The following is a 13,098-nucleotide window of genomic DNA, read 5'->3' as shown; positions in this document are numbered from 1 at the left end:
TTTGCACGTATAATTTTTCTAAACAAAAGGGGGTGTATTGATGAAAAGGTTTTTCGTGTTATTCGGCATTGTGTCACTGTTTGTCCTGGGCTTTGCTCAGATAAGTCTGCAAGAAGCCGCTCCTGTTATCCAAAAGTTGGGTATTCTCAAAACAATTGACGATTCTGCTTTGAGCTATGATGAATTCCACTCTGCCGTCGCAAAAGCCTTTCCAGGAAAAGAATCTATGGTGAAAAAAGGTCCAGAACAGGTTCTTAGAAAAGATTTCATTATGACCCTTGTAAAAGTGCTTGGACTGGAACAGGAAGCTGCCAAATTCACAGAGATCTGTACTCTGGCAAATGATGAAGATAAAGTTCCACAAGAAGCTATAGGTGCCTTCACTCTTGCATTTAGAAGCGACAGACAGCTTCTTGACTATCGATACGGGCACTTGCTTGAACCACTATCTCCAATAACAAAAGCAGAAGCGGCAAGATCTTTTTATATGGCACTCTACCCACCAAAACGCGGTGGAAGGATTGTGACAGCCGTTGGAGCAGATCCCAAAGGTTTCAATACCCTGTTCACTTCTTCTGGTCTCACCTGGACAATCTGCAACATCATTGGTGATGGGTACACCGGCACAGATGACAATGGTTTTTATCATCCAAGAATGATCAAAAGAATGCCAACTCTTGAAAACGGTCTTGTGAAAATAAACCAGGATGGTTCAATGAGTGTTACCTTCGAGCTCAGAAAAGGTATGAAGTGGCACGACGGTCAACCGGTTACGGCTCATGATGCAAAGTTTCAGTGGGAAGTCATGGTCTCTGAAGCACCCGTGACATCAAATTATTTTGAAAAAATGATAGATAGAGTCGATGTGATAGACGACTACACTTTCACCATCCATTTCCCACATCCTGTTCCCGGTGCAGAGCTTGGTTCATCTGTCTATGCCTACTATTACGGATGGTTTCAGCTGCCAGAGCATCTTTTCAGAAAAGATTTTGAAGAAGCCAAGAAGACAGGTAAATGGGATGAATTTGTTCAAAAAGTCACTTTCAACCCGGTTATGACCGGTCCTTACAAATTCAAAGAATATGTCGAAGGTCAGTACATAGTCCTTGAAGCGTTTGATGAATATTACATGGGTCGTCCAAACATTGATCAAATAGTGATGAGAATAATCCCAGACAGCGATGTCATCTTTGCTTCAGTTTTGAAAGGTGAAATAGACTTCGGCAGGTATACACTGGATCTGAAACAGAGCCTGCAGCTTGAAAAAGACAAAGGCGATATCTTCAATGTATACTTCACTCCAAACGTGGCAGAATGGACGATCGATTTGAATTTCAGAGATCCAAATGACCTTTCAAAACCACATCCACTGTTTTCTGATGTGAGGGTCAGACAGGCTATTTTGCACGCAATCGACAGACAGCAGATCAACAACGTGGTGTTCTTCGGCAAAGGTCAGGTTGTGGACACATGGATCACAGAAGTCCACATGATGAGAGATGCTTTGAAAGGCGATCATATAAAGAAATACCCGTATGATCTGAAAAAAGCAGAAGAATTACTTGCTCAGGCTGGTTGGAAAAAGAACAAGCAGGGATTACTTGAAAAAGATGGAAAGGTTTTTGAGTTTACGTTGATCGCCGGAGCGGGTAGCAGCCAGAATGAATTGATAGCTCAGTTGATACAGGGTATGCTCAAGAAAGTCGGCATATCTGTGAAGATTGAAATGAAACCTGCTCTTGTTATATGGGAAGAAGCTCCCATGGGCAAATTCGATGCGTGGCTGACCGGCTGGGGTTATGGAGTCAGTGACGAAGCTTTGAATTACTGGGGTAGTGATATGATACCATCGCAGGAAAACAACTGGGGTGGTACAAACTACACAGGTTGGTCCAATCCCAAGAACGATGAAATACTATCAAAAATGGCTACAGAAATAGATTATTCAAAAAGAGTAGAACTTTACAAACAACATCTTGCACTGTGGACAAATGATCTACCTGTTTTACCATTGATCTCAGATCCAACACCTCATTTTGCGAAAAAATACATCAAGAGCTTTAACTCGACCTACGACAGCGGTCTTGGCTGGATCATTTACAACTGGTACATAGATACAGAACAGCATTGACGACTGGGGGGATTTCCCCCAGTCTCACTCTTAAGGGGGATTTGAGATGAATTTTGACTACTTGATCGATCAGATACCGAACTACACCAGATTTTTTTATGTCGATGAGTTTGACAGAAGAACAGAGGAACTTGCTCGCAAATATCCAAAAACAGTGCAGATCTATGAGGCTGGCAAATCGAGAAACGGTTATCCAATAAAGGTGATCAAGATAGGCAATGGTTCCAAAAATGCGCTCATGTTTGGTTGTCCACATCCCAATGAACCAATAGGTGCGATGATGCTCGATTTTTTATGTGAAAAACTCGCACAGGATGAGAAATTGAGATCGCATTTTGATTACACCTGGTATTTGATAAAGGTTATAGACCCGGATGGCACAAAATTAAACGAAGGCTGGTTTTCAAATCCACAATCTATCAAGTCCTATGCGGGCAATTTCTACAGACCACCTGGATACAAACAGGTTGAATGGACCTTCCCCGTGGATTATAAGACTTTACATTTTCACAATCCATTACCAGAAACACAGGTCCTGATGAAGATCATCGATGAACAAAAGCCAGCTTTCATGTACTCTTTGCACAACGCAGGTTTTGGTGGTGTTTATTATTACATATCCGATGACTCACCAGAACTGTACGAAGATTTTCACACCATTCCACACAGATTCAAAGTACCACTTGCACTCGGCGAACCTGAAGTGCCATACCTGAAGATGTTTGCAAAAGCAATATTCAAACTGTCACCCATAACAGAAGATTATGATTATCTGGAAAAGCACACAGATGTTGATCCAGCATTGATCATCAAAGCGGGAGCAAGTTCAGATGAATATGCTCAACGTGTTGCAAACACTTATTCTCTTGTGTGTGAGGTACCGTATTATTATGATCCAAGAATTGAAGATACCTCAGAAACTCAAATGACAAGAAAAGAAGCAAGATTGCAATCATGGGAAAGTTCAGTCAACCAGTACGAATTTGTCAAAGAAATCTTTGAAACATGTAGAGAATATTCAGACACTCAATCACCTTTCTATGAAGTGCTGGAAAATTATCTCCAAACGATGCCGAAGCACCTTGAAGCAGAAAAAAACTGGATCGAAACTGACCCACAGCTTCAAAGAAAGGCAACTGTCGCTGAGGTTTTTGACAACACCTGTGTAACTCAGTTCTACCAGTCTCTGATGCTCGGTATGATCAGAAGATTTTTGAACCAGATTCTGGCTAATAACACTGATGAGAAACTCTTCACGGCAAAAGAGAAGGTAGAAAAACAGTTCAACCAGAAGATAGATTATCTTGAAAGAAATCTCAATTACAGAGCTATACCTATAAAAGATCTGGTTGCGATACAGTTGCTGGCAGGTTTGAAAACAGCTGAATATGTGCAGTCTTTATAGGAGGTAGAAATTTGAAAAGATATTTGATTCTCAGGTTAATAGAATTAATCCCCGTATTTTTTCTCATTTCTCTGATAATCTTTTTCATACTCAATGCCATGCCCGGTGATCCATTACTTGCAAGTCGCTTGGAAAACCCGCGTGCGCTCATGAAAGATCCAGCCAAGATCGCTGAACTGAGAAAATACTACCACCTTGATGATCCTTTGATAGTCAGATATGGCTTCTGGCTTAAAAGTTTTCTCAAAGGCGATCTTGGTTTTTCCTCGATGTACAAACAACCTGTGCTTGGTATAATTCTCAAAAGGTTGCCAAATACACTCACACTGACAATAACTGCGTGGTTGATAGGACTTGTGGTTGCTTTTCCAATAGGCATATACTCCGCTGTTAAGAAATATTCGTTTTTTGACTATTTTTTCACTGTTCTTGCTTTTATCGGCATCTCTTTACCAACCTTCTGGTTTGCATTGATGGCAATAATCATATTTTCTGTGGTACTTGGCTGGTTTCCCATCTCTGGTGTTCAAACATACGGTATCTCAGGTTCGTGGAATATCTTTGTCGATAGACTCAAACATTTGACTTTGCCTGCTCTGGTCCTGGGTCTGGTTCAGGTTGCATACTGGGTGAGATACATAAGAACAGCTCTGTTAGAAGTACTCGATCAAGATTACATAAGGACCGCTTATTCAAAAGGTGCACAGGAAAAAAGGGTGATTCTAAAACACGCTCTGAGAAATGCCATGATACCAATTATCACCATAATAGCACTCGATATACCATATTTTTTCGGCGGTGCATTGATCGTTGAAACGGTTTTTTCCTGGCCCGGCATGGGAAGGTTAATGTATGAAGCAGTTCTGGCAAGTGACTACAATCTGGCTGTGAATTGCCTGATGTTCATAGCCGTTATCACCTTACTGTCAAATCTGCTTGCAGATATTCTCTATGCCGTAGTTGATCCAAGAATAAGACTTGGTGCAAAGGCGGTGTGAGAAAATGCTTTTGATGAAGAAAAAGATCGAACAACTGCAGGACAGTGCGATCATACCGGTTGGAACTTACTGGCAGTTAGTTAAAAAAAGATTTTTAAAACATCGCTTGGCACTTTTTGGCTTGGTTTCACTTATTATCGTAACTGTGCTCAGTTTACTTGGACCTTTCTTTGTTAAAACGGCGTACGATGAATTTGATCTATCTGCCATCTTTGCACCACCTTTTTCTGAAAACCACCTTTTTGGCACCGATGAACTTGGCAGGGATGTACTTGTAAGAGTCATGTATGGTGGAAGAATATCGCTTTTTGTTGGGTTTGTGTCTTCTCTAATCACAACTGCAATCGGTTTGCTGATTGGATTGATCTCTGGATACTTTGGTGGCATAGTTGACAGATTGTTGATGAGATTTGTCGACGTCATGCTCTCAATACCACTTTTCCCCATACTGCTCATACTCACTATGGTCTTTGGTTCAGGCTTGACAAATACCATTCTCGTACTGTCTGTTTTTGGATGGATGGGTGTATCGAGATTGGTGAGAGGTGTTGTTCTGTCAATAAGAGAGAATGAATACATAATGGCTGCACGAGTTCTTGGTACAAAGAGAATAAAAGTCCTATTCAAGCACATCCTGCCAAACGCAATGCCAATAACAATTGTATCAATGACACTCAATCTTTCCTACGCGATACTATCTGAATCTTCTCTGAGCTATCTTGGACTTGGTATACAACCTCCCACACCATCGTGGGGTAATATGCTTCAAAGATCGATGAATTACATTTTATCAACAGGTCATTCAAGTACAGTACCGTGGTGGCTTGTTTTCTTTCCAGGTTTTATGATTTTTATAACGGTTCTGAGCGTTAACTTCCTGGGAGATGGACTTCGCGATGCTCTGGATCCGAAATTTGTCAGTGAGGCTTGAGGTGATTCAATGCTTTTGAAGGTAGAAAACCTCAAAGTTGGATTTAAAACAAACGCGGGAAGAATTGTTCCCATAGACGATGTATCTTTTGATGTCAACGATGGGGAGATACTCGGTATCGTGGGTGAGTCTGGCTGTGGTAAAACTGTCACAGCATACGCAATAACAAGGCTTTTACCCAAGAATGCCTTTATTTCAGACGATTCACATATATGGTTCAACGGCATTGATCTTCTGAAATTGCCAAAAGACGAGCTGTACAAAATCAGGGGAAAAGAGATCTCGATGATTTTTCAAGAGCCGATGTCATCCTTAAATCCCGTTTACACCATCGGCTGGCAGTTAGAAGAAGTTTATGAACTTCACGAGAAAATAAGCAGAGAAGAACGAAAAAACAAAGCCATACAGATGCTGGCAAGTGTAAAGATACCAGAGCCAGAACGAAGATATGATCATTATCCCAATCAACTTTCTGGTGGTATGAGACAACGTGTAATGATAGCGATGGCTTTAGCCTGTAATCCAAAACTTTTGATAGCTGACGAACCAACAACAGCCCTTGATGTCACTATACAGGCGCAGGTACTTAAACTGATGCTCGATCTAAAGGAAAAATTCAACACGGCTATTCTACTCATAACACACAACCTCGCCGTGGTGGCTGAGATGTGTGACAAAGTCGTTGTCATGTACGCAGGACAGGTGATAGAAAAAGCGGACGTCTATAAACTTTTTGAAAATCCCCTGCATCCGTACACAAAAGCCCTTTTGAATTCTGTCCCAAAGATAAATCAAAATGAATCACGCAAAGAAAAACTCGCATCAATCGAAGGAGTGGTTCCACATCCTGCAAGATATCCATCCGGTTGCAGGTTTCACCCAAGATGTGTTTTCAAAAAAGATATCTGCTCAAAGCAAAAACCACAGAATTTTTCTGTTGAACCAGATCACGTGGTTAAATGCTGGCTTTATAGCGAGGGAATGTCAGATGGACAAAATTCTTGAACTTGAAAATGTCAGCAAATGGTTCCCAATAAAGAGATACTTTGCCAGAAAATCCTACCTGAAGGCTGTGGATGGTGTTTCTTTCACTGTCAATCGCGGTGAAACCTTCGGTCTTGTTGGTGAATCTGGCTGTGGTAAAACAACCCTTGGCAGGCTGATTGTGAGACTGTACCAGCCAACCTCTGGAAAAGCCATTTATTCAGATAAAGAAAATCGAGTGGATCTTTTCTCCATCAACGAAAAAACTCTTCAAAATTACCGCAGAAAAATCCAGATGATCTTTCAAGATCCGTACAGTTCTCTAAACCCCAGATTGACAGTTTTTCAGATAGTAACAGAAGGATTATCTTCCATGAAATTATCGTACGACGAAAAAAGACTTTTAGCATCACAGGTTCTGGAGAGTGTTGGCCTTAGACCGGAGTATCTGTACAGATACCCTCATGAGTTTTCTGGTGGTCAAAGACAGAGAATAGGTATTGCTCGAGCATTGGTTATGCAACCAGAATTGCTCATCTGTGACGAACCGGTTTCTGCACTGGATGTTTCTGTTCAGGCACAGGTCATCAATCTATTGACTTCTCTGAAAGAAAAATACAATTTGACCTATATATTCATCGCACACGACCTTGCGGTTGTCAAATACATAAGCGACAGCATCGCTGTGATGTATCTTGGAAGAGTTGTAGAACTTGCAAGTTCAAAGGAACTGTTTAACAATCCATTGCACCCATATACCCAGGCTCTGATTGCTTCTGTTCCAGTTGCAGATCCCAGAATGAGAAAATTGAAGAAAATTCAACCAATTCAAGGTGAAATCACATCCCCAATAGATCCACCACAGGCATGTCTATTCGCATCAAGATGTCCTTATGCCATGAAAAAATGCCACGAAAATGTACCTGAACTCAAAGGTGCTGAAAAATCACACCAGGTTGCTTGTTTTCTGTATCATTGATTCCAACTGATATGCGACGCGGAGTAAAAACCTTTCATTCCAGGCACTTGAAACTATTTGCACACCGACAGGAAGACCATCCACTTTTCCAATGGGTACTGAAACAGCCGGTAGTCCTGTGATATTGAAAGGTGCTGTAAATCTGGTGAGTCTTCTTGCCAATTCAACAGCACCTTCACCTTCAATAGGCGGTGCAGTAATTGGAACTGTTGGGAGTAAGAGAATATCGTACTTTTCAAAAAACTCTTTAAACCTGTGCTTTGTAACAGTCTGTGTGTATCTTGCGTATGCATAATCTGTTCCGGATGTCTGCAAACCTTCGTTCAGTCTGTGTCTCACATCTTCAGAAAACCACTGGGGCTTTTCCTTCAATCTCTGTTTATGGAAAGCTGCCGCTTCAGTCTGGGTTATCAAACCATTTGCCATAGCTGCATCCTTGATCCAGTCCATATTTTCAGAATACACAGTTGCACCGAGTTTTTCAAACAACTCTGCCGCAACTTGCAATCTTTTTAGAATATTTTGATCGGCTTTTTGGAAAAACTCTCCTTCTGCCTTTACCACCCTTATACCATTGATTGGTCTGTCAAATTCAGGGCTCTTTGTTTTTTTAGCGTTCAAAGAAAATGGATCTTTTCGATCATAACCTTCTATCACACTCAAAACAATCCATGCATCTTTCACACAATTTGTTATTGGTCCAGCATGGTCCAGATGCCATGAAAGCGGTATCACACCTCTAAGACTCACTCTTGCATAAGTTGGCTTTAACCCCACAGTGCCACACAGTGCAGATGGAATTCTTATAGATCCTCCTGTGTCGGTTCCAATGGCTGCAAGAGCCATTCCTGTAGCAACCGCAACAGCAGAACCGCCAGACGATCCTCCAGAAATTCTCGTGTGATCATAAGGATTTTTGCAAGCACCAAAATAAATGTTGTTGTTCGTCACACCGAGTGCTATTTCGTGCATGTTCGTTTTTCCAACGATTATCGCTCCAGCCTTTTTGAGCTTTTTAACGATGAAAGCATCTTCATCTGGAATGAAATCTTTCCAGAAAAGACTTCCGGCAGTTGTTCTGATGCCCTTGGTGTATATGAGATCTTTCAAAGCTATGGGTATTCCGAAAAGTGGTGGCAGCTTTTCCACATCTGCTGTCTTGAGCATCTGATCCTGTTCTTTTGCCTGTCTTCTTGCTTCATCTATTGTCAAAGTTATGAACGCATTCAGAGCTCCGTGCTCTTCTATTTTACTTATACACTGTTTTAGAATCTTTGTTGGAGTTGTTTTCCTCTGTCTCAACATTTCCTGCACCTGGTATATGTACATCTTTTCACCTTCTTGCAACCATCTTTGGTCCGTCCTGAATGAATTTACCCCTGAACTTTTCTTCCTTGAGCATCAAATGACTATCCAGATCGCAAAAATCGAAAGCACCTGTACCAAGTGCAAAATGCACACTCTGATTTATTCCAACACTTGATTCACTCATGCAGCCGATCATCAGTCTTATATTTGCACTTTTTGCCAATTCAACTATCGAAAGAGCATCACTTATACCAGATTTCATAAGCTTTATATTCACATAATCTATTGCTTCTTCTTTTATCAACCTCAGTACATCGAACTTCGTCTTTGCCGATTCATCCGCCGCAACTGGAAATGGCACGTTGAACCTGACGAATCTGAGTCCATCGATATCACTCACATAAACCGGCTGCTCAAAAACTGCGATATCAATCCCGGCTTGATAAACCTGATTTGCAAATTCAACAGCTTGCTTCGGTGTGTATCCCATATTCGCATCAACTATGTATTTTGCACCTTTGCTGACCTTGTAAATCTCGTACATTGCTTCGATGTCTTCTTTTAAATTTTCTCCCACCTTTATTTTGATCACCTTAAAACCTGCATCGAAGATCTTTTTCGCATCCGTAACCCTGTTGGGCAGAGTGTCTATACCCACGGTTTTATCGGTCTCTATTTGCTTTGTTGCTCCTCCAAGCAACTGGTAGACCTCAAGCCCTGTTTCCTCACCGAGTGCATCCAAAACGGCAAACTGAACCGCAGCCTTCAAGCTTGGTACAGCAAAAAGTTTGTCTGTAATCTGAAAGATTTTCCTGTACTCTTTAACATCCATTCCAAGAAGCATTTCCTTCACATGATTTTCAAGTGCCATGATCATTTCCGGCTTTTCTCCATTAACTCTAAAAGAAGGCGATGCCTCTCCATAGCCATGTATTCCATCTGCCGTGGTGATCCTTACCTCGATATTTGTCGCTTGAGACGAAATGCTACCGGTTATGTGAAAAGGTTTCTCATATTCATACGTTTTGAAGACAAACTCCACATTTGTTATTTTGCTCATTTGCATTCTCCTCTCACAATTGTTCAAATGAAATTACCTCGATTTTGGTTTGTAACTTGACTTTACCGTTATTTGATTCAGCTTCTCCTGTCTGATTGTCTGTTGGATCTTCCCTGTAAAACACTGTCTTTGGTTCAAAATCTTTCATAAAATCTGAATTAGCCACCATCCTAAAACCGTCAAGGTTGCCAAAGTAAAACCTGCGATATCGTTCGTTATCCCTTCTTGCACCACCAAAAGATGGGTCTACAGGAAGCCATCCATAGGGTTTTACATAAAACAGAGCCCAATCGTGCGATGAAGCAAAAACGGGATTTGCATACCAGCCAGATTGCCACCTCGCAGGTACACCGACGATTCTGCACAAGGTTATGAATAAAATTGCCTGAAAGCCACAATCACCTTTCAGGTTTTCTGAAACGTATTTGGATATATTCTCAAAGGTTGCATAAGGTCTGACATAAGAATATCTAACGTGAGTTGTGATCCAGTCATAGATCTTCATCGCTTTTAAATAGTCGTTCGATTCACCTTGCACTATCTGCTCAGCTAATCTTTTCAGATACGGGCTGAAAACTATATGAGGTGGTTCTTCACACAGATAACTGTCTATATCCCTTTTTTCAACCTTGTGTGGATCCACTTTGTTTATCCATTCTCCAACCGTGTATTCAAACTCTACAAAATAATCTGTATCGGTTGATTCAAAATATATCGTTCTTTGTGGCACGCTGTTTGGTGAAATGAAATAATCTCTGTGACTTGTGGATATCAATTTCACATCACTGATTTGAAATTCTTCTTTTGGGAAAGGAAGCCAGACGCGAAACTTATCCCCATCGCCATTTATTTTGCAGGAGATCTTTATCCTCACTCTGTACTTTCTTGGCTGATCTTCAGCTAGCAATTGATCTAATCTTCTGTGCAGGATTTCCTTTGCTTTCTGTGAATTTTCGTCCGGCTGCATCCTGTTTTTGTAATCTGGTAAGGCAAAGCCGATGTTTGGTATGAATCTTTCTTGAAACCTTCTCTTACCTTCTACAACTATGTAATCGATGTATCCATTTTCAATAAGTTCGTAAAATTCATCATAGGTGAAATCTTTGATCAACTCTTTCGATCTGGCTATAGCCTGTTCCTCTGTAAATGGATAATTTTCCAGAATCATCTTAATTCTTTCTTTTTCGTACAAAAGTCTCTGTTTTTGAATCTTTGTGATTCTCTCATCTTTGAGCCATTTGTCAATCAATTTAAATGCCAAAGTAAAATTCCCCAATCTTTCTTCTCTCTGCACATCCTCAGGAAGATCGCACATCAAAAATTCCATTTTATCACCCCTTGCAAAAGCCCGTGTACAGTCTCTATTAGATTTTAGCACTATATCTTACTTGGCACTATTTTTCTTTTTCTTTAAATAGTGTTCGGGTTAATCAGATAAGGACGGCATTCTTTTTTAATTCTTTGTATAGCTATTTCAATGTACGCTTTGCTTATTTCAACCCCTATGCACCGCCTGTTTTCATTGAGTGCGGCTATCATTGTTGTTCCGCTTCCAATAAACGGGTCCATGACAATGTCATCTTCATATGAAAAAAGTCTTATACACCGTCTGGGTAGTTCGACTGGAAACGGTGCAGGATGATTAACACGCTTTTTGCTCTCTCCACTGAACGACCACACACCGTTGGTCCATTCAATGAATTCATCTTTTGTTATAGTACTTTTCCCATCTTTGAGTTTTTTCCAGCTTTTCTTGTAGAACACAGCAATCATTTCAACAGGAGCTATAACATACGGAGCTGAAGCACTCATCCAGCTACCCCAAGCTGTTCTACGCGATATATTTTGTTCATTCCAGATTATTGTGGACTGGTATTGAAGACCAACCCGCTTAGCAATCGCAACTATGTCTGCATAAACAGGCTTTATACCCTGCTTGTTTTTGTCTAACGGGATATTCAAACATAATCTTCCGTCGTCTGCAAGAAGTACGTAAACCTTCTTGAGCCATGCTTCTGTAAACTTCAGATATTCTTCGTAACTCGTTTCGTCATTATGCAAATCGTATTCGACAGCGACATTGTACGGTGGAGATGTCACAATCAGATTTACCTTGCCAATATATTCTGACAGATCCACTCTCAAAAAATCGTTGTTGTACAGTCTTGATCCGTTTGTTTCAAAGATAATAGCCGGTTTTTCACTGAACATAACTTCATTCAATGTACCAGATGTTTCGCCCTGAAGGGTGATTTTCAACAAATCATTGACGAGTTTGCTCAAGCTAAGGTCTTTTACTCTGGCAAGTTCTTTCAGCTTTTCGTGCATCATCGAATCAAAACGCAATTTCACCTCTACCGCAAGGTTTGACTTCATATACCGCATTTTTATACCCCCAAAAAATTGTGCCTTGTTTTGTTGTCACAGTTATCTTAACATAAAATAACCATGAATCAAAATAGTGAGAGACAAAGTCAAGTATCAAAAGAAGGCAAAATAATAGAAGAGACAGTTGTTAATAAGCTCGAAGAACTTCCTAACAACGAGGTTCTGATTGTAAATCGTTGTAGAAATTGTCCTGTGAAAAAGGAACCTCCTTGTACTATTGAGTACACCGTAAAAGAGGAAAAAGTAAAAGAAAAACCAGATGCAGACATCTGCGTATTTTGCAAAAATAGCAAGAAACTTGTGTGCATAATCTCTGTGAAGAAAAGTCTTAGAGAGCGCGGAGCACAAACCGCGTACTGGGCGCTCAAGAAAAAAGATACAAACAAAGAATTCAAATACATCTTAGTTACAACTGACAACGATAATGAGCTTGTCGGCAAGAGAAAATGGCGAGTGATTCTGCCAAATGAGTGTGATGCAGTTTTTGTGATCAATAAAGACGATAGTGAAAGCCAAAAATACGAATCTGAAGACAACTTTTTTGTTGGCTCAGATCATTTAATAAAATACATCCAAGATTTGTTGAAGATCTGTTAGGAATGCATCAGAAAACCTTGAAGTTTGCTGTCAAAAAAGTCAAATCTCTAAAGATACTGACAAATGAAAAAAGCCCCCTTTCGGGGGCTTGGTGTTTTTCAACCTGCTCTTTCAAACCAGGTTGAAAAATTCACTGGAAGTTGTTTCCACTATTGCAGCTCTGTCTTTTACATAGGTATTTGGCAGTACTCCAAGGCTTATTAACATATCCATTGCTTCTGAAACCTGCTGACTTGTGAGATCTTCTTTTGGTGATTGAATCGTTATCCTTCTTCTTTTACCTTCAACTTGATCTACAAAATCCAAAAACAACC

Annotated in this window: 12 protein-coding genes; 7 read left to right on the top strand and 5 right to left on the bottom strand. The window is 40.5% G+C overall.

The window, feature by feature from the left end; translation table 11 throughout:
- Positions 1 to 40: 40 nt before the first annotated feature.
- Genes AC4E92_RS03450 through AC4E92_RS03425 form a run of 6 tightly spaced genes read left to right on the top strand, consistent with a single transcriptional unit; the run spans position 41 to position 7,431 of the window.
- Positions 41 to 2,134, top strand: coding sequence for a peptide ABC transporter substrate-binding protein (locus AC4E92_RS03450; protein ID WP_490239199.1), 2,094 nt, complete (start codon positions 41 to 43; stop codon positions 2,132 to 2,134).
- A 46-nt stretch (positions 2,135 to 2,180) separates the two neighbouring features.
- Positions 2,181 to 3,539, top strand: coding sequence for a M14 family zinc carboxypeptidase (locus tag AC4E92_RS03445; RefSeq protein ID WP_490239198.1), 1,359 nt, complete (start codon positions 2,181 to 2,183; stop codon positions 3,537 to 3,539).
- Positions 3,540 to 3,550: 11 nt separating this feature from the next.
- Complete coding sequence (locus AC4E92_RS03440; RefSeq protein ID WP_490239197.1) at positions 3,551 to 4,537, top strand: ABC transporter permease; 987 nt, start codon at positions 3,551 to 3,553, stop codon at positions 4,535 to 4,537.
- Between the two features lie 4 nt (positions 4,538 to 4,541).
- Entirely contained in the window at positions 4,542 to 5,468 is a 927-nt protein-coding gene (locus AC4E92_RS03435; RefSeq protein ID WP_490239196.1) for an ABC transporter permease, read from the top strand.
- Positions 5,469 to 5,477: 9 nt separating this feature from the next.
- Positions 5,478 to 6,473 (top strand): ABC transporter ATP-binding protein, encoded by a 996-nt coding sequence (locus AC4E92_RS03430; protein WP_490239195.1) that lies wholly within the window; start codon positions 5,478 to 5,480, stop codon positions 6,471 to 6,473.
- Positions 6,457 to 7,431: an ABC transporter ATP-binding protein gene (locus AC4E92_RS03425; RefSeq protein ID WP_490239194.1), complete on the top strand. Its 975-nt coding sequence runs from the start codon at positions 6,457 to 6,459 to the stop codon at positions 7,429 to 7,431. Before AC4E92_RS03430 ends, AC4E92_RS03425 begins: the two co-directional genes overlap by 17 nt.
- Here AC4E92_RS03425 and AC4E92_RS03420 read toward each other — a convergent pair.
- The 4 genes from AC4E92_RS03420 to AC4E92_RS03405 form a co-directional block, all read right to left on the bottom strand.
- A complete protein-coding gene (locus AC4E92_RS03420) occupies positions 7,399 to 8,760 on the bottom strand; it encodes an amidase (protein WP_490239193.1) in 1,362 nt (453 codons plus the stop codon). The genes AC4E92_RS03425 and AC4E92_RS03420 overlap by 33 nt on opposite strands.
- Before the next feature lie 4 nt (positions 8,761 to 8,764).
- On the bottom strand, positions 8,765 to 9,799 hold the full coding sequence (locus tag AC4E92_RS03415; protein WP_490239192.1) for an L-Ala-D/L-Glu epimerase: 1,035 nt from the start codon (positions 9,797 to 9,799) through the stop codon (positions 8,765 to 8,767).
- Positions 9,800 to 9,812: 13 nt separating this feature from the next.
- Positions 9,813 to 11,126 (bottom strand): transglutaminase-like domain-containing protein, encoded by a 1,314-nt coding sequence (locus AC4E92_RS03410; protein WP_490239191.1) that lies wholly within the window; start codon positions 11,124 to 11,126, stop codon positions 9,813 to 9,815.
- Between the two features lie 83 nt (positions 11,127 to 11,209).
- Positions 11,210 to 12,184, bottom strand: coding sequence for a DNA-methyltransferase (locus AC4E92_RS03405; protein ID WP_490239190.1), 975 nt, complete (start codon positions 12,182 to 12,184; stop codon positions 11,210 to 11,212).
- A gap of 63 nt (positions 12,185 to 12,247) precedes the next feature.
- On the opposite strand from AC4E92_RS03405, the gene AC4E92_RS03400 reads away from it, so the two are divergent.
- Positions 12,248 to 12,784, top strand: coding sequence for a BsaWI family type II restriction enzyme (locus AC4E92_RS03400; RefSeq protein WP_490239189.1), 537 nt, complete (start codon positions 12,248 to 12,250; stop codon positions 12,782 to 12,784).
- Positions 12,785 to 12,895: 111 nt separating this feature from the next.
- Here AC4E92_RS03400 and AC4E92_RS03395 read toward each other — a convergent pair whose 3' ends face one another.
- Positions 12,896 to 13,096, bottom strand: coding sequence for a DUF2922 domain-containing protein (locus AC4E92_RS03395; protein ID WP_490239188.1), 201 nt, complete (start codon positions 13,094 to 13,096; stop codon positions 12,896 to 12,898).
- Positions 13,097 to 13,098: the final 2 nt, after the last annotated feature.

This window comes from Pseudothermotoga sp. (assembly GCF_031962025.1).
Taxonomy (GTDB): domain Bacteria; phylum Thermotogota; class Thermotogae; order Thermotogales; family DSM-5069; genus Pseudothermotoga_B.
This window is presented reverse-complemented; position numbering and strand designations above follow the sequence as displayed.